Here is a 20,521-nt window from a genome sequence, read left to right as displayed (position 1 = left end):
CGCGACCCAACGTTGCAGGCCTGGCGCTCGCAACATGCGGCCGCCATACGTTGATCCGCTCGCGCGCAAAAACCCGGCGCCTTAGCTATACTTGGCCCACTGTAGCGTTCGCATAAGAACATGATCTCACTCGCCGAGCTTCGGAAAAACTACTCGCTAGGCTCACTGGACGTTGCCGACGTCAACCACGATCCGTTCCGTCAATTCGACACGTGGTTCCAGCAGGCCATCGACGCCAAGCTGCCCGAGCCGAATGCGATGACGCTTGCCACGGTCGACGCGCGCGGCCGGCCTTCGGCACGCATCGTGCTCATCAAGGGCGTCGACGAGCGTGGTTTCGTGTTCTTCACCAACTACGAAAGCCGCAAGGGCCGCGAACTGAGCGCGAACCCCTACGCGAGCCTGCTGTTTCACTGGATCGAACTCGAACGCCAGGTGCGCATCGAGGGCCGCGTCGTCAAAACGAGCGAGGCAGAAAGTGACGCGTATTTCGCATCGCGTCCGCTCGGCTCGCGGATCGGCGCATGGGCATCGAATCAGAGTCAGGTAATTGAAAGCCGCTCGCAGCTCGAAGTACGCGAACGCGAAATCAGCCTGCAATACGGCGAAAATCCTCCACGTCCGCCGCACTGGGGTGGCTACCGTCTGGTGCCCGACGCGATCGAATTCTGGCAGGGGCGGCCATCGCGGCTGCACGATCGTCTGCTTTATACGCGCGCGGAAGACAGCGCGAACTGGCTGATCGCACGCCTGCAACCCTGACCGGACGATGATGGGACGAATGACGCCGGCCGCGCCGCCATCGTAGCGGCGCGCGTCGGCGGGATTGCGTTGCGCGGCCCGCGGAATGCGCCGCACGCTGTCGCGATCCACATAGCTTTGCTTTAAATCAACGAACACGGAGAGATCACATGTTCTGGGAGAAAAAGCTGGCGCAGTGGGTTGAAGATGTCAAAAGCACAGCTAACCTGCCCGCACGCCTCGTGCTGTGGGACGGTCAGCAACACGACTTCGGGCAGTTCGCCGCGCCCCAGGTCACGCTACACGTGAAGAGCGCAACCGCGCTGCCCTACCTGCTCGAACCGAGCCTCGACAATCTCGGCGAAGCCTATGTCAAAGGCAAGATTGACATCGAGGGCAAGCTGTCGGACATCATCAATATCGGCTATCAGCTCGCGCGCAGTACCGTAACGAGCGCCGGCAAGCTCGCGCGCGTGCGGCGCTACTTCAATCATTCGAAGACGTCGGATAAGAAAGCCATTCAGTACCACTACGACGTGTCGAACGAGTTCTACAAGCTGTGGCTCGACGAGAACATGGTCTACTCGTGCGCGTACTTCGAGACCGGCACCGAAGACCTCGCGACCGCGCAGCTGAAGAAAATCGATCACATTCTGACCAAAATCCAGTTGCAGCCCGGCCAGCGTCTGCTCGACATCGGCTGCGGCTGGGGTGCACTCGTGCTGCGCGCCGCGCAGAAGTTCGGCGCGAAGTGCGTCGGCGTCACGCTGTCGCAGAACCAGTTCGATCTCGCCACCGCGCGCGTCAAAGCGGCCGGGCTCGAGAACCAGATCGAAATCCGCCTGCAGGACTATCGCGACATCCCGGGGCAGTTCGACCGCATCACGAGCGTCGGCATGTTCGAGCACGTCGGCCGCAAGAACCTGCCCGGCTATTTCCAGAAGATCCACGATCTGCTCGCCGACGACGGCATCGCGATGAACCACGGCATCACGTCGAGCGACGCCGATAGCGGCGAAACCGCGCTCGGCGGCGGCGAGTTCATCGACCGCTACGTGTTCCCGGACGGCGAGCTGCCGCATATCAGCCTCGCGCTCGAATCGATGCAGCGCGGCGGACTCGAACCGATTGACGTCGAAAGCCTGCGCCGTCACTATGCGCACACGCTCGACATCTGGGCGGAAAATTTCGAAGCCCACGCGGATCAGGCGCGCAAGCTCGTCGACGACGAAAAATTCCGCATCTGGCGCGTGTATCTGGCCGGCTGCGCCTATGCGTTCGAAAACGACGACGTGTCGATCTTCCAGGTGGTGTGCCGCAAAGCCGGCCGCAGCGCGAAAACCCTGCCGTGGTCGCGCCGCTACATGTACGAAAAACCGCTGTGACCGTGCCGTGACCGGTTGCGCCGCGGCGGCGTGCATGAAGCGCGCGCCGCGGCGCAATTCTGATCAACAGCAGGCCGGACATTGATGGACCACAGCAGGACGAGTGACATTGAAAAGCCGTTGAACGGCAAGAACGGCAGCGCGGACGATGCGGCGCACGACGCCACGCAGCAGTTCGATCTGTTCGGGATGCCGGTCGAGGCTGCGGCAGAAGCGCCGGCCATGTCCACGAGCGAGGCCGATTCCATCGCGAGCACTGCCGCGCAGCCAGAGCGCAAGCGCGCGCCGAAAACCGCAAAAGCAAACGCCGCCGCGTCGCTGTTCGAAGACGACGCCGCGCCCGACAGCCCCGCTGCTGAACCAGCCTCCGCACCCGCCGCCACCGACGCCCCGAAAAAACGCCGCGGCCGCGACGTGCTCGCCGCGCCGCCGTCGCCCGAATTGCTCGCGCTTGCGGCGCAACTGCCGCCGCAGATCCATCTCGGCACGTCGACATGGTCGTTCCCGGGCTGGAGCGGCATCGTCTATGGCGACAACTACAGCAACAGCAAACTGTCGCGCGAGGGCTTGAGCGCGTACGGCGCGCATCCGCTGCTGAAGACGGTCAGCATCGACCGCTCGTTCTACCAGGCGCTGACGGTCACCGAATACCTGCGCTACGCGCAGCAGGTGCCCGAGCACTTCCGCTTCATCGTCAAGGCGCCGATGACGATCACCGACGCCACCGTGCGCGCCGAGCGCGGCGAGCCGGTGTCGATGAACCCGTGCTTCCTGAACGCGCAGATGGCGATCGACGATTTCGTCACGCCCTGTGTCGAAGGCCTCGGTGCAAAGGCCGGCGCGCTGGTGTTCCAGTTCTCGCCGCTGCCGGATCAGATGCTCGCGCAGCCGGCGGTGTTCATCGAGCGTCTGGGAGAGTTTTTCGGCGCGCTGCCGAGGCTGCCCGACGGCAGTTGCTATGCGGTCGAGATTCGCGACGCGAGCCTGCTCACGCCACGCTTCATCCGCATGCTGAAGACGGCGGGCGTGCGCTACTGCGTCGGCATTCATGCGCGGATGCCGGATCCGCTGCGCCAGGCCGCGGCGCTCGCGCTGCTCGACGGCGAGCCGGCCGGTCCGCTGATCGTGCGCTGGAGCCTGCACGGCGGCTTCAAATACGAACAGGCGAAAGCGAAGTACGAGCCGTTCAACCAGCTGGTCGACGAAGACCCGGCGACCCGCGCGTCGCTCGCCGAACTGGCCGCGCGCTACGCGCTCGCCGGCCAGCCGGTGGTGATCGCGGTCAACAACAAGGCGGAAGGATCGGCGCCGCTCAGCTGCGTGAAGCTGGCCGAAGAGATCGTCGAAGCCTGTGTGCGTGTCACTCAGGGACGCGGGAATAGTGGCGCTGGCGCTGATGATGCGCGATCGCAGGCACAGGAACCGCAGTGACGAACAGCAGCCGGCGGCCATGCGTATCCGCCCGCTGCCGACTCCGATCCTCGCGCTGCGCCGTTAGCGCGCCTTGATCCGATGCGCGAACTTCTGGCGGAATTTCGCGACCTTCGGTGCGACCACGAACGAGCAGTAGCCCTGATTCGGATGCTGCGCGAAATAGTTCTGGTGGTAAGCCTCGGCAGGCCAGTAATTGTCGCCGAGCGGCAGCACCTCGGTCACGATCTTGCCGTCGTAGATGCCCTGTTCGCCGATCTCGCGAATCGCCTGCAGCGCGGTTTCGCGCTGCGCATCGGAATGCGTGAAGATCACCGAGCGGTATTGCGTGCCGACGTCGTTGCCCTGCCGGTTCACCTGGGTCGGATCGTGGATTGCGAAGAAGATGTCGAGAATCTCGCGATAGCTGATCTTCGCCGGATCGAAGTCGACCTTGACCACTTCCGCGTGACCGGTGTCGCCGTCGCAGACCTGCTCGTAGCTCGGACGGCGCGTATGACCGCCCGCGTACCCCGACTCCACCGCATTGACGCCCTCGACGTCCAGATACACCGCTTCGAGGCACCAGAAACATCCACCGCCGAGCGTTGCCGTCTCGTTCATAAGCTTCACCCCAGGATCAGATCCACACAATGATCGGCAGTCGGCCTGCGTAGCGCCGCCGGGTCTGCCACCGCATCCCAATATATGGCCGAAAACGCGGACTAAAAGGCACAACCGATGCACCCGTCGCGCGGCGCCGCTTGCAACGCGTCGCGCAATTCCACGCGAATCCCGCAGTGCAGATATCGAGTATAGAAAGGCCGTCGCGCGACGGGTGAATAACCATGCAGCACAACAGCAAGCGCCGCGCCCACTCGATCGCATGCCCAGCGAAGCGAAGCGAAAAATGCGGCGAGACGAGGCATGACGATCGGCGTGTCCGCACGAAACACTGCGGCCGGTCCGTGCTGGACTGTGAGCGAGCTGACGCCGGAGCACGCACCGTACGCAACGCCGTGCGGCGCACGCGGCGATTACAGTTAAAATTGGCGGAAATCGATGATTTTCACCATGACTTTCGAAACATCCGCTGCCAGCCGCACATATCCGCGTTGTTATCCGCGCCTCGATTCGCGCTTTAGTCCGTCTTTCACACGGCGCGCGCCGGGGACCCTGCCCCGATGAAGAGCGCGAGCCCACCCAACTTCGACCAGTCCGCGTTCAGACAGGCGCTCAGCCAGTTCGCGACCGGCGTCACCGTGATCACGACACGCGCCGCGTCCGGCCAGTTGATCGGCATCACGGCCAGTTCGTTCAACTCGGTTTCGCTCTCTCCGCCACTCGTGCTGTGGAGTCTCGCGACGCGCTCGGCGTCGATGCCGGTGTTCCGCGCCAACAGTCACTACGTGATCAACGTGCTGTCTTCGACGCAGCTCGATCTGTGCAAGCGCTTCGCGACCGTGAAGGGCGACCGCTTCGAGGGGGTATCGCACGCGGCGGGTGACAGCGGGATGCCGGTGCTCGACGGCGCGCTCGCGTGGTTCGAATGTCATAACCGCAGCCGCTACGACGAAGGCGACCACGTGATTTTCGTCGGTGAAGTGGAGCGCTGCGGCGTGCACGAAAATGCCGCGGACATGCTGCCGCTGGTGTTCCAGAGCGGACAGTTCCACGGCCTGAAGCCGCTTTGAGCGGCGCGGCGCGTCCCTCGCGCCGGTAGTGCGGATCGGTCTGACGCGCCGGAAATGGCGCGCCCCTCGTCAGCCTCAACGGTCGCTATGCGTGGCCCCGTGCCCGCTGCTCTTCTTCACCAGTGACACCGGCACGCCCGAGTCTTCCTTCAGCGTTTCGAGCACGATGTTCGAGCGGATGTCCATCACGCCCGGCGCCTTGTACAGGCGGTTGAGCACGAAATCCGAATAGTGCTTGAGGTTGTGCGCGAGCACGCGCAGCAGATAGTGGGTTTCGCCGGTCACGACGAACGCGCCGACCACTTCGGGCCAGTCGCGCAACGCCTCGGCAAAGCGCTCGTGCCAGTTCTGCTGGTCGTTGCGCATCGATACCTGCACGAACGCTTCCAGCTCGAACCCCAAAACTTCGCGGTTCAGACACGCGCGGTAGTGTTCGATGACGCCCTGCTCCTCCAGCAGACGCAGGCGCCGCAGACAGGCTGATGGCGACAGCGAGATACGCTCCGCCAAGTCGAGATTGCTGATCCGTCCTTCCTGCTGAAGCACCGTCAAGATACGGCAATCGGTGGCGTCGAGCGAGATCGCGTTCATATTCGGTCTCCCTTTCCTGTTTGGCTCAAATTATGTTCCAAGACACGGCTGGTTAGGAGATTTTTTCGCAATCACATTTCACGGCTTGACCTCTATCATTTAGAGATAGTCACCTTCCGTCGAAACCGTCATGCGAGCACTCTGGGACATCACCCCCGCCGTCGATCCCGCCACGCCCGTCTGGCCGGGCGACACGCCGGTCGGCATCGAGCGCGTCTGGCGCATGGAGGCTGGCTCGCCGGTCAATGTCGCGCGTCTGACGATGTCGCCGCACACCGGCGCGCATACCGACGCGCCGCTGCACTACGACGCCGAAGGCGCCGCGATCGGCGACGTGCCGCTCGACGCGTATCTCGGTTTGTGCAGAGTGATCGACTGTATCGGCGCGTCGCCTGTTGTGACGCCACAACACCTGACCGGCTCGCTCGACGATCTGCCGCCGCGAGTCTTACTGCGCACTTACAGAAATGCGCCAACGCGCGAGTGGGATAGCGCGTTCTGCGCGGTCGCGCCCGAGACCGTCGATCTGCTCGCCGCGCGCGGCGTGAAGCTGATCGGCATCGATACGCCATCGCTCGATCCCCAGGAATCGAAGACGATGGACGCGCATCACCGCATTCGCGCGCACCGGATGGCGATTCTCGAAGGCATCGTGCTCGACGCGGTCGAACCCGGCGACTACGAACTGATCGCGCTGCCGCTCAAGCTGACCACGCTCGACGCAAGCCCGGTACGCGCGGTGCTGCGCGCACTGCACGGCTCTCGCTAAGCCACGCGACTCGGCGAGCCAACAACCCGACAACCCAACCCTCGAACCACCATGAACCATCGTGACGAAGCCGTGGCGCTCGACAGCGCCGACCCGCTCGCAGCGCTGCGCGACCAGTTCGCGCTGTCGCCGACGACCATCTATCTCGACGGCAACTCGCTCGGCGTACCGCCGGCCGCCGCGGCGCAGCGCGCGCAAACCGTGATCGCCGCCGAATGGGGCGAAGGGCTGATCCGCAGCTGGAACAAATCCGGCTGGTTCGTGCTGCCGCGCCGGCTCGGCAACAAGCTCGCGCCGTTGATCGGCGCGGCCCAAGACGAAGTCGTGATCACCGACACGATCTCGATCAACCTGTTCAAGCTGCTGTCGGCCGCGCTGCGGCTTGCGAATGCGCGCGATCCGCAGCGTCGCGTGATCGTGTCCGAGCGCTCGAACTTCCCGAGCGATCTGTATATCGCGCAGGGTTTGATCGAGCAGCTCGATCGCGGCTACGAGCTGCGCCTCGTCGACGATCCGTCCGAGCTGCCCGACGCGATCGGCGCGGACACCGCGATCGCGATGATCACCCACGTGAACTATCGCACCGGCTACATGCACGACATGGCCGCGCTGACGAAGCTGATTCACGACAGGGGCGCGCTCGCGCTATGGGACCTCGCGCATTCGGCGGGCGCGGTGCCGGTCGATCTGAACGGCGCCGGCGCCGACTACGCGGTCGGCTGCACCTACAAGTATCTGAACGGCGGCCCCGGTTCGCCCGCGTTCGTGTGGGTGCCCAAGCGCCACCAGAACGAGTTCGCGCAACCGCTGTCGGGCTGGTGGGGGCATCGCGCGCCGTTCGAGATGAATCCGACGTATCAGCCCGACGACGGCGTGGGCCGCTTCCTGTGCGGCACGCAGCCGATGGTGTCGATGGCGCTCGTCGAATGCGGGCTCGACGTGTTCCTGCAAACCAACATGCAGGCGGTTCGCGAGAAGTCGCTCGCGCTGACCGATCTGTTCATCGAACTGGTCGAGACGCGTTGCAGCGAATTTCCACTGAAGCTCGTGACGCCGCGCGAGCACGCGCAGCGCGGCTCGCATGCGAGCTTCGAACATCCGCACGGCTACGAGGTGATGCAGGCGCTGATCGCGCGTGGCGTGATCGGCGACTATCGCGAGCCGCACGTGCTGCGCTTTGGATTCACGCCGCTGTACACGCGCTTCGTCGACGTATGGGACGCCGTCGAAACCTTGCGCGACGTGCTCACCCGCGAGGCCTGGAAAGCTCCTGAATTCGCCCAGCGCGGCGCCGTTACCTGAGGACGACAGAATGACCGATCACATGCACACGCCGGGCTTGCCAGAAGAACCGGCGGCACAAGGCTGCCCGTTCGGGCACGGGCGGACGGCTTGGGCGCCGGCCGCTAGTGCCACGACCGCCTCCGCGAGCACGGCCGATAGCGGCTGGCACGACGCGCAGCTCGACTTCTCGGAGTCGATGAGCTACGGCGACTATCTGTCGCTCGGCACGGTGCTGGACGCGCAGCATCCGTTGTCGCCGGATCACAACGAGATGCTGTTCATCATCCAGCATCAGACGAGCGAGCTTTGGATGAAGCTCGCGTTGTACGAGTTGCGCGCGGCGCTCGCGGCCGTGCATCGCGATGAGCTGCCGCCCGCGTTCAAGATGCTCGCACGCGTGTCGCGGATCATGGAGCAACTGGTGCAGGCGTGGAGTGTGCTCGCGACGATGACGCCGTCTGAATACACGGCGATGCGGCCGTACCTCGGCAGTTCGTCGGGCTTCCAGTCGTATCAGTATCGGCAGATCGAATTCCTGCTCGGCAACAAGAACGAGCAGATGCTGAAGCCGCACGCGCATCGCGCCGACGTGTACGAGCAAGTGAAGGCATCGCTCGAAGCGCCGTCGTTCTACGACGAAGTGGTGCGGCTGCTTGCGCGTCGCGGCTTCAAGATTTCGCCCGCGCGGCTCGAACGCGACTGGACCAGGCCGACCGAACATGATGCGTCGGTGGAATCCGCGTGGCTCGAGGTGTATCGCAATCCGTCGGAGCATTGGGAGCTGTACGAGATGGCGGAAGAACTCGTCGATCTCGAGGATGCGTTCCGCCAATGGCGCTTCCGCCACGTGACGACCGTCGAGCGCATCATCGGCTTCAAGCAGGGCACCGGCGGCACCAGCGGCGCGCCGTATCTGCGCAAGATGCTCGATGTCGTGCTGTTCCCCGAGTTGTGGCATGTGCGGACGATGTTGTAACGGTTGGCGCGTGTCAGACAGGGAATGACCGGAAATCACGGCAAGCATGATGCCGCGGTTGTTCCCGCTCGTTGCAGAACAGGCACCGTTCATCGGGCTGAGGAAAGTTCGGAGTTCTCCGAATCTTGAGAGATGGTCAGCATGCCAGCATCGGAACCCCATAAAAAACATCAGAGGGTTTCGATATGCCCGGTGTCGATAACGCCGAAGGAGTGAAGGTTGTACTGAGTGCCCCGCAACTCGCGGCCGTGCTGTCCCGGCAGTCGATCAGTCAGGCGGAGATGCTTTCCAACCGGCTTTGGGGCGGGTTACAGGTCGTCGGCGGCGTGCTGGAAATGGTCGGCGCAGGTGTGCTGTGCGCTTTGCCAGATCCGACGATGGCGAGCAAAGCCGGGTGTGTCGTGTTCGGGGTACATGGCTCGGACTCGGCGGCGGCTGGCCTGCGGCAGGTCTGGACTGGTCGGGACACCGCCACGCTGACCCAGCGGGGCGCGACGAAACTCGCTGAAGCGATGCGGGCGAGCCCTGACATGGCGAACAATATCGGCCTGTCCCTCGATATCGCCGTGCCGTTCGGATTTGCTGGCTCGATCAAGGCGGCGCGCGCTGCGCGTGTCACGATGGGCCGGATCAGGCTGAACATGCATGAGGCGAAGGCGGGAAGCCGGATTGGTGGACATACGCTTTTGAAACATGTCGGGAGGACTGAGGCGCAGTTGCGGGAGAGGCTCAGGCTGGAGCCGAAAAGAACTGAAGTATCGTCTTTCGCAAATCTTCAGGAGGCGGAGTGGGCCATATCAGAAACGATGCTTGCAAATGCCTCAAAGATCCGAAAATGGACAACAACATCAAAACGAACTCTGACGCTCGAGAAGGATGTTGGAAGAAAAGTAGGCTATGTATTGACCCAGAAGACTGACACCCTAGTGGACAGCAGTAAAGTGAAGGTCATCTTGAAGTACGGGACGTACAACGGGATGCCATACTACATTCTCACGGCTATGATCGAAGGCTGAATTTCACATGGATATTGATATATGAGATACGAAAATTTGTATCAATTGATTTGTGGCCGCTTCCATGAAGACTTCGACCTTTTTGGCAACACAATCGAGGAATTGGTCTTGTCTTTTACATGCGAGTGCACACCGGAAGAGATTAATGCGACGGTGGCCGAGATAGACCGATTCAAGAGCGATCATGCTGGGAATCTCGACGCCGCGTTTGAGGAAAATTTTGGCTACCAGTGCGATCCGACTGTGTGGGAGCAAACCACCGAGGCTTTTCTCGACAAACTTAAGAGTCTTCTCCTGAGCGAGTAGCCTGATTTTCCTCGCACTGGACGGCGATACATGACATACGACGATCTGGATCAATTGATCGGTGTCTACTTCAATGAGGCTTCCGACTACTGGGGAAACACAATTGAAGAGTTGGTGCGGGCTTGTGCAAGCGGATGCACGCCAGAAATGATTAACGCAAAGGTGGCCGACATAGATCGGTTCAAGAGAGATCACGCTGGAAATCTCGGCGCTGCCTTCGAAGAGGAATTCGGCAGCCAGTTCGTTCCGACGCTGTGGGGTCGCACCGCCGAATCTTTTCTTGATGGGCTTAAACGTCTTCTTCTGAGTGAGTAGCCTGCACTTCCGCCCGCCGGACGGCCCCGCCGTCTGGCGGGGCTTCCGTCTACTTTCATTTCACCAGGCAACCGACGGCGCTTGACACCCCCTAGCGCGCGGTATACCCACCATCAATCGGCAAACACACCCCGCTAACCATCGACGCCGCATCGCTCAACAAAAACAGGATCGGCGCCGCGACCTCGGCGGACTCAGCAAAGCGCCTGAGCGGAATCGCCTGCAACGCAGGATCGCGTTTGACAGGATCGCTCCACGCCAGCACCGCCATCGGCGTCAGCGTGATCGTCGGGTTCACGCTATTCACGCGAATCCCGTGCGGCCCCAGCTCGATGCACAACGCGCGCGTGACCGCATCGAGCGCCGCCTTCGACGCCGAATAGCTCAGATGATCGTCGAGCGCGACGAGCGCGGCCTGGCTCGACACGTTGACGATGCTGCCCGCGCGACCCGCGTCGAGCATGCCACGCGCGACGTGCTTCGCGACCAGCACCGCGCCGCGCGTATTCACCGCCATCACGCGATCGAAGCTCGCGGCCGTGGTATCCACCGCGCGTTCGAGCAACGCGATGCCCGCGCAATTGACGAGACCGTCGAACGGTTCGAGCGACGCGAATGCTTCGTCGATCGCGGCTTCGTCGCTGACGTCGAGCTGCAACGGCTCGCAGCCGGTTTCCTCGGCGAGCCGCGCGAGCTCGTTCACGTTGCGCGCGGCCGCGACGACCGATGCGCCGCTCGCGCACAGCGCCTCGACCGTCGCGCGGCCGATGCCGCTGGAGGCGCCCGTCACCAGAATCGAGCGACCGGAAAAATCGAAAGTAGCGTTCATGATGATTGCAAGCGATGCATGACCGGCTTCAACGCCGGATAGAGATCCACGTACACGCCGAAGCGCTGCTCGTATAACGCCATGCGCCGTGCGTCGGGCTGCGCGCGCTCGATCAGCGTGACCCAGCCGTCTTGCGCCGCTTCGCGCGACACGAGGCCGACGCCGACCGCGGCGAGCAACGCCGCGCCCATCGCGGCTTCGACGTCCTGCTCGATCGTGTAGACCGGATAGCCGGTGACATCGGCGATGATCTGCATCCACAGGTCCGAATGCGCGGCGCCGCCCACGACGATCAACTTGTCGTCGAGCGATTGCGCGCCTTTGCGCCCCGCCTCGATGTTGTGCTTCAGCGCGAACGACACCCCTTCGAGCACCGCGCGATACAGATGCGCGCGCGTATGAAACAGCGACAACCCGACGAACGCGCCACTCGCCTTCGCATCCCACACCGGACTTCGCTCGCCCATCAGATACGGCAGGAACAGCACGCCGTCGGCGCCGGCCGGCACTTGCGCGGCCGCTTCTTCGAGCAGCCGATGCGGATCGCCATGCGGTGTCGCGCGCGCGGTCTCGATCTCCGCCTGACAGAACTGCTCGCGATACCAGCTGACCGACGCGCCCGCGGTAATCGCGCCGCCGAATACGTAGATATCGTGCTGCCCGTTGAAAACGTGCGGCATGCTGACCAAACCGTGTCGCGCGTCGACACGCTGATTGATGTAACCCCAGCACATGCTGGTGCCGATCATCGCGACGTGCTGTCCCGCGCGCGTGACGCCGGCCGCGAACGTCGCCATCGCCGCATCGACGCCGCCCGCGACGATCGCCGTGCCCGCTTCCAGTCCGAGCTGCGCGGTCCATTGCGACAACAAGCCGCCCACCACCTCCGACGATTCGACGAGCCGCTCCGGCATCATCGTCGCGGGAATGCCGAGCATATCGAGCGCTTCGTCCGACCAGTCGCGCCGCGCGATATCGTAGACGCCGCCGATATTGCCAGCCGAGCTGTGATCAACGGCGACCTCGCCGGTCAGCATGTAGATCACGTACGCGTTCGGCGGCAGGAAATAGCGCGTATGCGCCCACACGTCCGGCTCGTTCTCGCGCAGCCACAGCATCTTCGTGTAGCCGTAGTAGCTGTCCACCCCATTACCGGTGATCGAATAGAGCCGCTCGAGATCGACGTTCTCGCGCACCCAGTCGACCTCTGCGGTCGCGCGCCGGTCCATCCAGATCAGGCACGGCGCGAGCGGCCGCATGTCGTTGTCGACCGGGATGCCCGAGCCGCCGTACAGGCTGCTCACGCACAGCGCCTTGATCGCACGCGGCGCGATGCCGGCCGCCTTCGCATCGCCGACGCACGCGGCCACGCATTCGACCACGGCCTTAAGCCACACTGCGGGCCACTGCTCGGCCCACAACGGCTTCGGCGTGTCGGGTTGATAGCTCGACGCATGCTGCGCGACGATCGCACCGTGCTGGTCGACCAGCAACGCCTTCGTGCTCTGCGTGCCGATATCGACGCCGATGACGTAGTTCATAGAGTCTCCGTTGAAAAGCCACGCACGCGATTTACGCGCGCGGCTTCATCAGCACCTTGATCGAGTCGAGCGAGTTCGCGATCCTGATCGCTTCGTCCCATTCTTCCAACGAAAAGCCGTGCGTGACGATGCCCTTCGACGTAACGAGTCCACGCGCGAGCAGATCGATCGCGATCGGATAGCAATAGGGTCCAAGATGCGCGCCGCGCACATCGAGCTCCTTGCGATCGCCGATCACCGACCAATCGAGTGTCGTATCCGCGCCGAACACCGAAAATTCGACGAAGCGTCCGAGCTTGCGGATCAGGTCCATCCCCTGGTTCACGCCGATCGGCGCGCCGGTCGTTTCAATATAGACGTCGCAACCGTAGCCGTCAGTCAGTGAACGAATGATCGCGAGCGCGTCGTCCTTCTGAGGATTGATCGTCACGTCCGCGCCGTATTCGCGCGCGAGCGCGAGCCGCTCTTCGACGAGATCGATCACGACGAGCTTCTTCGGCGTCTTCAGATGCGCGACCTGCGTCATCATCAGACCGAGCGGCCCCGCGCCCGCGATCACGACGACGTCGTCGAGTTGCAGATCGCCGCGATTGACCGTGTGAATCGCGCAGGCGAGCGGCTCGATGATCGCGGCGTCTTCGAGCGAGATGCCGTCGGGAATCTTGTGGACGATCGCGGTCGGCGGAATTCGCATGTACTCCGCCATGCCGCCGTCCGCGACCTCGCGCTGAAAGCCGAAGATGTTGTGCACTTCGCACATCCAGTACTGGCCGGATTTGCAGTAGCGGCACTTGCCGCACGGCACGATCTGCTCGGCGATCACGCGCTCGCCTTTTTGCACGCCGAAGTGCTCGGCCGCGCCCTCGCCCAGTTCCTCGACATAGCCGAAGAACTCGTGGCCCGGAATCACCGGCGCCTTGACCCACGGGCTCGGGCCGCCCCAGAACATCTTCGCGCCCGAATGGCATTTGCAGTCGCTCGCGCAGATGCCGCACGCGGCGATGCGGATCACGAGTTCGTGCGCGCGGGCGCGTGGCTTCTGCACCTGCTCGACGCGATAGTCTTTCGGTGCATGACAGACGATGGCGGTCATGTTCTGCTGGTCGGATGGAGTCGTCATTGCATGGTCCTGCGATAAGAGGGATGTGGGGAAGTGAGCGTTACTTTCTGCGGTCGCGGCTGATATAGATCGCGAGCAGAATGATTCCGCCCTTGATCACGTTCTGCACGTATGGATTGACGCCGACCATGTTCAGGCCGTTATTCAGCACACCGAGTAACAGCGCGCCGATCAGCGTGCCGATGATCGAGCCGCGTCCACCGGAGATAGATGTGCCGCCCATCACGACGGCGGCGATTGCGTCGAGTTCGAAGCCAACGCCCGCGTTCGGCTGGCCGCTCATCAGACGCGCGGTCAGCACGATCGCGGCGAACGCGGACGTCAAGCCGGCGAGCGTGTAGACGATCATCTTCACGCGCGCGACACGCACGCCGGACAAGCGCGTCGCCTGCTCGTTGCCGCCGATTGCATACACGTAGCGGCCGAACGGCATCCGTTCGAGCAGCACCCACGCGATCACATAGATCACCGCCATGATCACGACGGGCGCCTGGATGCCGAGTATCTTGCCGCTGCCGAAGAAGCTGACCCAGTCGGGCAGACCGTCGATCGGGTAGCCGCCGGTGTAGATCAGCGCGAGGCCGCGGGCGATACCCATCGTCGCGAGCGTGACGATGATCGGCGGCATACCGGCGAACGCGACGAAGAAACCGTTGGCCGCGCCGAAGCCGAGACCGACCGCGAGCCCGACCGCCAGCGCGGCCACCGCATTCATGCCCGCGACCATCAGCCCGGCCGACAGCGTGCCCGCGAGCGCCATCACCGAGCCGACCGACAGATCGATGCCGCCCGTCAGGATTACGCAGGTCATGCCGACCGCGATGATCGCGTTGATCGACACCTGGCGCAGCACGTTCTCGATGTTCGCGGCCGACAGAAAGCTGTCGCTCGCGAACACCATCACGATGCAGACCACCAGCAGGCCGATGAACGGATAGAACAGCGTCGAGCGTTTCAGCGCGGCCCACGTGAAGCGCACCGGCGCGCCCGGCGTGTCGCTGCTGACGGTCGAGGTTTTCGGCGAAGAGGAAGGATTAGGCATGTTCATGAGAAGCTCCAAGCGAACCGGCGGTCGCATAGGTCATCACGGCATTCGATTCGATCGCGTCGCCTTCGAGCAGCGCTTCGATGCGGCCCTGCCGGAACACGGCGACGCGGTCGCACATACCCACGATCTCCGGCAACTCGGACGAGATCATGATGATCGAGTAGCCGCGCGAGGTCAGTTCGCGCATCAGCAGATAGATTTCGGCCTTCGCGCCGACGTCGATGCCGCGAGTCGGTTCGTCGAAGATCAGGATGTTGGTGTGGTGATTGAGCCAGCGCGCGATCACGACCTTCTGCTGATTGCCGCCCGACAGCGTCGCGACTTCGGTGTGCATCGTCGGCGCCTTCACGCCGACGCGCTTCATGATGTCGGCGGTCGCGCGTGCCTCGCTGCGCTGGTCGATGAAGAAACGCAGCGAGCGGTACTTGCCGAGGTTGTTGATCGAGATGTTCTGCTTGATCGAGAAGTCCGTAATGAGCCCTTCCGTCTTGCGGCTCTCGGGCAGAATGCCGACGCCCGCGCGCAGCGCATCGGCCGGATCTGCAAGCTTCGCGGCCGTGCCGTTCACGCGAATTTCCTTCACGTACGCGCGCTCCGCGCCGATCACCGCGAGCGCGGTCTCGGTGCGCCCCGAGCCGACGAGCCCCGCGAAGCCGAGAATCTCGCCTTCGCGCAGCGTGAAGCTCAACTCGGGGCTGTCTTTGAACAACTGCAGGCGCACGACGTCGAGCACGACCTTCGCATCGGCGCGCGGCGCCGGCTTCGGCGGAAAGCTGCTTTCGATGCGGCGTCCCACCATCATCTGCACGAGCCGGCTCACGTCGGATTGCACGACCTCGGTCATGCCGACGTACTGGCCGTCGCGCAGCACCGTGATGCGGTCGCACACCTCGAAAATCTCTTCGAGGTGGTGCGAGATGAAGATCATCGCGACGCCCTGCTGCTTCAGTTCGCGCATGATCGTGAACAGATGCGCTGCTTCGGCCGGCGTCAGCGTCGCGGTCGGTTCGTCGAGGATCAGCACGCGCGCATCGAGCGACAACGCCTTGCCGATTTCGACGAACTGCTGCTGCGCAACGGACAGTTCCCGGATCGGCACCGACAGATCGATCTCGACGCCAAGCCGCTGAAATATCGCGGCCGCCGCGCGCCGCATCCTGGCGCGTTCGAGCAGGCCGAAGCGGTTGCGCATTTCACGGCCGAGAAACATGTTCTCCACCGCGTTCAGATACGGAATCAGGCTGAATTCCTGAAACACGATACCGACACCTGCGGCCACCGCGTCGTGATAGTTCGCGAAGTGGCGTTGCTCGCCGTCGAGCGTGATCGTGCCTTCGTCCGGCTGATAGATGCCGCACAGAATTTTCATCAGCGTCGACTTGCCCGCGCCGTTCTCGCCGAGCAGCGCGTGAATCTCGCCGCGCGCGATCTCGAGGTGAATGCCTTGCAGCGCCTTCACACCGGGAAAGCTCTTGCTGATGTTGTCGAGCTTCAGAATCGTGTCCATCGCGTGTTCCTCTGCCGCGCACCGCCGCGCATGATCGTCACGCGCGGCGGCCTGCGTTTGCATTACCAGCTGAAGCCCTTCGCGTTGCTCCTGTCGATCATTTTCACGTCGACCGGAATCGCTTTCGGCACATTGGCGCCCCACTTCTTCGCGAGCGCGATGCCGAGCGCGATGCGCACCTGATCGGCCGGGAATTGCGCCGACGTCTCGACGAATTTCGAATTCGGCTTCTGGATCGCGGCGATCGCTTCAGGCGCACCGTCGACGCTCGTCAGCTTGATGTCCTTGCCCGACGATTCGATCGCCGACAGCGCACCCATCGAGCCGCCGTCATTCACGCTGAACACGCCCTTCAGGTTCGGATGCGCCTGGATCATGTTCTCGGTGACGGACAGCGCGGTCGCGCGTTCCTGCTTGCCGTTCTGCGTATCGACGAGCTTCACGCCCGGCGATTTCGCCAGCGCCGCCTTGCAGCCCCGCACGCGTTCGAGAATCGGCACGACCGGAATGCCGTCGAGAATCGCCACTTCGCCGCTGCCGCCGATCGACTTCGCGAGGTAGTCGCAAGCCATCACGCCCGCGTCGTAGTTCTTCGAGCCGACGAACGAATCGACCGGACCGTTCGCGTTCGCATCGACCGCGACCACGACGACGCCCGCCTTCTTCGCCGACGTGACCGCCGACTGGATGCCGGTCGAGTCGGTCGGATTGACGAGCAGGATGTCGATCTTCTTTTGCAGCATGTCTTCGACGTCGCTGACCTGCTTGCTGACGTCGTGATGCGCGTCGGTGACGACGACCGTCGCGCCGGTCGACGCGGCCGCGTCGTTCAGCGCTTTTTGCATCGTCACGAAGTACGGGTTGTTGAGTTCCTGGAACGTCATGCCGATTTTCAGCGGCGCGGCCTGCGCGGTCTGCGCAGCCGACACGGCGGCGAGCGACAAGCCGAACGCGAGCGCGGCGACGCGCCGCGCGACCATCATCGAAGGATTGAGCGAAAGAGTAGACGGCTTCATGGTTGTCTCCATTTTTTGAAGTGAGCACGCCCCCTCGCGCTGTGGGTGCACAGCGCGATCGATGCGTGTTGAAACGCGAGTGGACAAAAACAGCGGACTACCGGGCGGGCACTAGGTGACCGGATACGCGACGCCGCTACGCGGCAAGCCCGGCGCGAGCACGATCGCCGGCGCGTTGTCGATGCCCCGGCCACGCGCGGCCGCCTGCTCGGAAGCGTCGCGGCTCGCATCGTTGAGTTGCTGATAACGGCGGAACGTCGATGGCGCCATGCCCTTCATCGCGAGGAACTGCCGGTTGAAATTCGACAGGTTATTGAAGCCCGCCTTGAAGCAGATGTCGGTCACGCTCAGTTCGCCGTCGGTCAGCAACTGGCACGCGAGATTGATGCGCATGCGGTTCACGTACTGCACGAAAGGCAGCCCGGTATGGCGGCGGAAATAACGCGAAAAAGCGCTGACGCTCTGGCCGGCGAGTTGCGCAAGCTCCGACTCGCGCAATTCGTTCGAGAGGTTCTTGCCGATATACGCGAGCACATGATTGATGCGGGTTGCCGCGAAGCTGGTCGGGTCGGCCTGATACGCGGGACTCGCGAGCGTGTCGCGGTCCGACGCGTTCATCAGGATCTCGAGCATCGACATGAACAGCACGAGCCGGCGCAGTCCGCGCGCCGCGAGCAGTTCGAGAAAGAGCGGCTTGATTTGCGCCGAGGTCTCATGACCGAACGACAGGCCGCGACGCGCGTCGGCGAGCAGCGCCTCGACCTGCCGCCATTCCGGGAAACTCTCGAGACAGTTCGATACGAACTCCTGGCCGAACTGCACGACCAGATTGCGCTGCGCGACGCTCTCGCCTTCGGGCACGTCGCTGACCCAGTTGTGCGGCAGGTTCGGCCCCATCAGCACGAGATTGCCGGGCGCGAAGCTGCCGATGTGATCGCCGACGAACATCTTGCCGGTCGTCGCGACGATCAGATGGATCTCGTACTCCGGATGAAAGTGCCAGCGCACCGTGCGATACGGATAGCCATGCGACCACACTTTGAACGACTCGTCGTGACGTACGGCCACGATTTCGAGATCAGGTTGCACTGTCTGCCTCCATGGAGCGGCACGGGTGAGGCGCCGCCGATCTTGATCTTGTAAAGCGAAAAGTAACCGCCAAACGCGTTGGCGACCACTTAAAAAGAAACCGCGGACCGATACTTTTTTGCACTGGGGTTAATCCCGACGCGCGCAAGGTCAAATTTGATGCAATGCAATATGCGAGGCCCAGCGCGTTTTCGACCCTTCGGACGCCCGACGCTGCCGCAGCCCGCATGCCGCGCTGCGCCATCAAAACCCAGTTCCGTTGCCTTGACTTTCGTTTCGCCGGGTACGATCATTCGCTCACATACAGAGCAAATGCTCTGAACGCACAAAAACCCGCGCCACGAGCGCGGTGGACGTTTGCAACTACGTTGCATGGGACCAGAGCAAGCGCTGAAGCGCTAACTCTGGCCGACACCGGAGACACGACATGAACAGCGGGCAAGGCAGCGGCGCGGCCGCACACGTGATCCTGCACATCGGCGCGGGATCGTTTCATCGCGCGCATCAGGCGTGGTATCTGCATCGGCTGAACGAAGCGAGCGCGGCCAGCGAGCCGCACTGGTCGCTGACCGTCGGCAATATTCGCGGCGACATGAACCCGGTGCTCGAAGCACTCGCCGCGCAGAACGGCGTCTACACGCTCGAAACGGTCACGCCGCAAGGCCAGCGCGCGTACGAGACGATCCGCTCGATCGAGCGCGTATTGCCGTGGAGCGAAAGCCTCGACGGGCTGATCGAAGCGGGCTCCAACCCGGCCTGCAAGATCATCGCGTTCACCGTGACCGAAGGCGGCTACTACCTCGACGAACACGACCGGCTCGACACCGCGAACCCCGATCTCGCCGCCGACCTCGCCGGCGGCCACAAGACGATCTACGGCGCGCTCGCGGCGATTCTCGACGCGCGCGTGAAACGCGGCGCGGGCCCTGTCACGCTGCAGACCTGCGACAACCTGCGCAGCAACGGCGAGCGCTTTCATGCGGGCATGAGCGAGTTTCTCGAACGACGCGGTGCGAACGAACTCGCGCAATGGTTCGATGACAACACCTCGTGCCCGTGCTCGATGGTCGATCGCATCACGCCGCGTCCGACGCCCGACGTGCGCGAGCGCGTGAAGGCCGCGACCGGCGTCGACGACGCGAGTCCGGTGATGGGCGAAGCGTTCATCCAGTGGGTGATCGAAGACCGCTTCATCGCGGGACGGCCGGCCTGGGAGAAGGTCGGCGCGGAACTCGTCGATTCGGTGCTGCCGTACGAGGAAGCGAAGATCCGCATTCTCAACGCGACGCATAGCTGCATCGCGTGGGCGGGCACGCTGGTCGGCCTGAACTACATCCATGAGGGCACGCTCGACGCCGATATCCGCCAGTTCGCGTACGACTACGTGACCGAGGACGTGATCCCGTCTCTGACACCGAGCCCGCTCGATCTAGAACGCTATCGCGACGTCGTGCTCGAGCGCTTCAGCAATCCGCATATTCTCGATACGAACCAGCGCGTCGCCGCCGATGGCTTCTCGAAGCTGCCCGGCTTCATCGCGCCGACACTCGCGGAATGCTTCGAGCGCGGCGTTACGCCGGCGGCGACCGCGATGCTGCCCGCGTTGTTCTTCCGCTTTCTGGAGCGCTGGCACACGGGCAAGCTGCTCTATGCGTATCAGGACGGCGTGATGGACGAGCGCGTCGCGCACGGCTTTTTCACGGCGCCCGACCCGCTGCGCGCATTCGCGGCCGACCGGCTGCTGTGGGGCGGCATGGCGCAGACGCCCGAACTCGAAGCGGCGCTCGCGGGCGCGCTCGCGCGTGTCGACGCATGGCTCGCGAAACGCGGCGCGGCTTGACGAGCCAGGCTTAATGCGCATGACAGCGCGCGCGATGTGCGGAT

The 20,521-nt window shown here is 63.4% G+C and carries 20 protein-coding genes; 11 read left to right on the top strand and 9 right to left on the bottom strand.

What is annotated here, in order from left to right; genetic code table 11:
- The first annotated feature begins 120 nt into the window (after positions 1–120).
- The 3 genes from pdxH to QFZ94_RS15855 all read left to right on the top strand — a co-directional run bounded on the left by pdxH (position 121) and on the right by QFZ94_RS15855 (position 3,557).
- The gene (gene pdxH, locus QFZ94_RS15865; protein ID WP_429458088.1) at positions 121–762 is read left to right on the top strand and encodes a pyridoxamine 5'-phosphate oxidase; all 642 of its coding nucleotides are present in this window, start codon (positions 121–123) and stop codon (positions 760–762) included.
- 149 nt (positions 763–911) lie between these two features.
- The gene (locus tag QFZ94_RS15860; protein ID WP_368584741.1) at positions 912–2,126 is read left to right on the top strand and encodes a class I SAM-dependent methyltransferase; all 1,215 of its coding nucleotides are present in this window, start codon (positions 912–914) and stop codon (positions 2,124–2,126) included.
- Between the two features lie 84 nt (positions 2,127–2,210).
- Positions 2,211–3,557 carry a DUF72 domain-containing protein gene (locus QFZ94_RS15855; RefSeq protein ID WP_429458085.1) on the top strand — a complete coding sequence of 449 codons (1,347 nt, stop codon included), beginning with the start codon at positions 2,211–2,213 and terminating at the stop codon, positions 3,555–3,557.
- A 63-nt stretch (positions 3,558–3,620) separates the two neighbouring features.
- On the opposite strand, the gene msrA is transcribed toward QFZ94_RS15855, so the two are convergent.
- The gene (gene msrA, locus QFZ94_RS15850; RefSeq protein ID WP_429458083.1) at positions 3,621–4,160 is read right to left on the bottom strand and encodes a peptide-methionine (S)-S-oxide reductase MsrA; all 540 of its coding nucleotides are present in this window, start codon (positions 4,158–4,160) and stop codon (positions 3,621–3,623) included.
- Positions 4,161–4,720: 560 nt separating this feature from the next.
- On the opposite strand from msrA, the gene QFZ94_RS15845 reads away from it, so the two are divergent.
- Positions 4,721–5,230, top strand: coding sequence for a flavin reductase family protein (locus QFZ94_RS15845; RefSeq protein ID WP_429458081.1), 510 nt, complete (start codon positions 4,721–4,723; stop codon positions 5,228–5,230).
- A gap of 75 nt (positions 5,231–5,305) precedes the next feature.
- Here QFZ94_RS15845 and QFZ94_RS15840 read toward each other — a convergent pair whose 3' ends face one another.
- Positions 5,306–5,821: an Lrp/AsnC family transcriptional regulator gene (locus tag QFZ94_RS15840; RefSeq protein ID WP_176105186.1), complete on the bottom strand. Its 516-nt coding sequence runs from the start codon at positions 5,819–5,821 to the stop codon at positions 5,306–5,308.
- Positions 5,822–5,951: 130 nt separating this feature from the next.
- Here QFZ94_RS15840 and kynB point away from each other — a divergent pair, with 130 nt between their 5' ends.
- The 6 genes from kynB to QFZ94_RS15810 all read left to right on the top strand — a co-directional run bounded on the left by kynB (position 5,952) and on the right by QFZ94_RS15810 (position 10,487).
- Positions 5,952–6,590: an arylformamidase gene (gene kynB, locus QFZ94_RS15835; RefSeq protein WP_368584738.1), complete on the top strand. Its 639-nt coding sequence runs from the start codon at positions 5,952–5,954 to the stop codon at positions 6,588–6,590.
- A gap of 51 nt (positions 6,591–6,641) precedes the next feature.
- Positions 6,642–7,892, top strand: a complete 1,251-nt coding sequence (gene kynU, locus QFZ94_RS15830; protein ID WP_368584737.1) for a kynureninase — start codon at positions 6,642–6,644, stop codon at positions 7,890–7,892.
- Between the two features lie 10 nt (positions 7,893–7,902).
- A complete protein-coding gene (gene kynA / locus QFZ94_RS15825) occupies positions 7,903–8,850 on the top strand; it encodes a tryptophan 2,3-dioxygenase (RefSeq protein ID WP_429458077.1) in 948 nt (315 codons plus the stop codon).
- Positions 8,851–9,035: 185 nt separating this feature from the next.
- A complete protein-coding gene (locus QFZ94_RS15820) occupies positions 9,036–9,866 on the top strand; it encodes an RNase A-like domain-containing protein (RefSeq protein ID WP_429458075.1) in 831 nt (276 codons plus the stop codon).
- Between the two features lie 21 nt (positions 9,867–9,887).
- Complete coding sequence (locus tag QFZ94_RS15815; protein WP_368584734.1) at positions 9,888–10,172, top strand: contact-dependent growth inhibition system immunity protein; 285 nt, start codon at positions 9,888–9,890, stop codon at positions 10,170–10,172.
- Positions 10,173–10,202: 30 nt separating this feature from the next.
- Positions 10,203–10,487, top strand: coding sequence for a contact-dependent growth inhibition system immunity protein (locus tag QFZ94_RS15810; protein ID WP_410848546.1), 285 nt, complete (start codon positions 10,203–10,205; stop codon positions 10,485–10,487).
- Between the two features lie 91 nt (positions 10,488–10,578).
- Here QFZ94_RS15810 and QFZ94_RS15805 read toward each other — a convergent pair whose 3' ends face one another.
- The 7 genes from QFZ94_RS15805 to QFZ94_RS15775 all read right to left on the bottom strand — a co-directional run bounded on the left by QFZ94_RS15805 (position 10,579) and on the right by QFZ94_RS15775 (position 18,637).
- A complete protein-coding gene (locus QFZ94_RS15805) occupies positions 10,579–11,316 on the bottom strand; it encodes an SDR family oxidoreductase (protein WP_429458072.1) in 738 nt (245 codons plus the stop codon).
- The gene (locus tag QFZ94_RS15800) at positions 11,313–12,857 is read right to left on the bottom strand and encodes an FGGY-family carbohydrate kinase (RefSeq protein ID WP_429458070.1); all 1,545 of its coding nucleotides are present in this window, start codon (positions 12,855–12,857) and stop codon (positions 11,313–11,315) included. Before QFZ94_RS15800 ends, QFZ94_RS15805 begins: the two co-directional genes overlap by 4 nt.
- A gap of 31 nt (positions 12,858–12,888) precedes the next feature.
- Positions 12,889–13,977, bottom strand: a complete 1,089-nt coding sequence (locus tag QFZ94_RS15795; RefSeq protein WP_176105179.1) for an alcohol dehydrogenase catalytic domain-containing protein — start codon at positions 13,975–13,977, stop codon at positions 12,889–12,891.
- Positions 13,978–14,017: 40 nt separating this feature from the next.
- On the bottom strand, positions 14,018–15,025 hold the full coding sequence (locus QFZ94_RS15790; RefSeq protein WP_410848549.1) for an ABC transporter permease: 1,008 nt from the start codon (positions 15,023–15,025) through the stop codon (positions 14,018–14,020).
- Positions 15,012–16,532, bottom strand: a complete 1,521-nt coding sequence (locus tag QFZ94_RS15785; RefSeq protein ID WP_429458067.1) for a sugar ABC transporter ATP-binding protein — start codon at positions 16,530–16,532, stop codon at positions 15,012–15,014. The genes QFZ94_RS15790 and QFZ94_RS15785 overlap by 14 nt, the downstream gene beginning before the upstream one ends.
- A gap of 62 nt (positions 16,533–16,594) precedes the next feature.
- A complete protein-coding gene (locus tag QFZ94_RS15780; protein WP_429458064.1) occupies positions 16,595–17,548 on the bottom strand; it encodes a substrate-binding domain-containing protein in 954 nt (317 codons plus the stop codon).
- A 111-nt stretch (positions 17,549–17,659) separates the two neighbouring features.
- Complete coding sequence (locus QFZ94_RS15775) at positions 17,660–18,637, bottom strand: AraC family transcriptional regulator (RefSeq protein ID WP_410848552.1); 978 nt, start codon at positions 18,635–18,637, stop codon at positions 17,660–17,662.
- A gap of 427 nt (positions 18,638–19,064) precedes the next feature.
- Between QFZ94_RS15775 and dalD the strand changes: the two genes are divergently transcribed.
- Positions 19,065–20,477, top strand: coding sequence for a D-arabinitol 4-dehydrogenase (dalD, locus tag QFZ94_RS15770; protein ID WP_429458060.1), 1,413 nt, complete (start codon positions 19,065–19,067; stop codon positions 20,475–20,477).
- Positions 20,478–20,521 lie beyond the last annotated feature (44 nt).

Origin of the sequence: Paraburkholderia sp. JPY465, assembly GCF_050436725.1 — a bacterium.
GTDB lineage: Bacteria > Pseudomonadota > Gammaproteobacteria > Burkholderiales > Burkholderiaceae > Paraburkholderia > Paraburkholderia youngii.
Note: the sequence above shows the minus strand (reverse complement) of the source record. Positions and strands in the feature narration are given on the sequence as shown.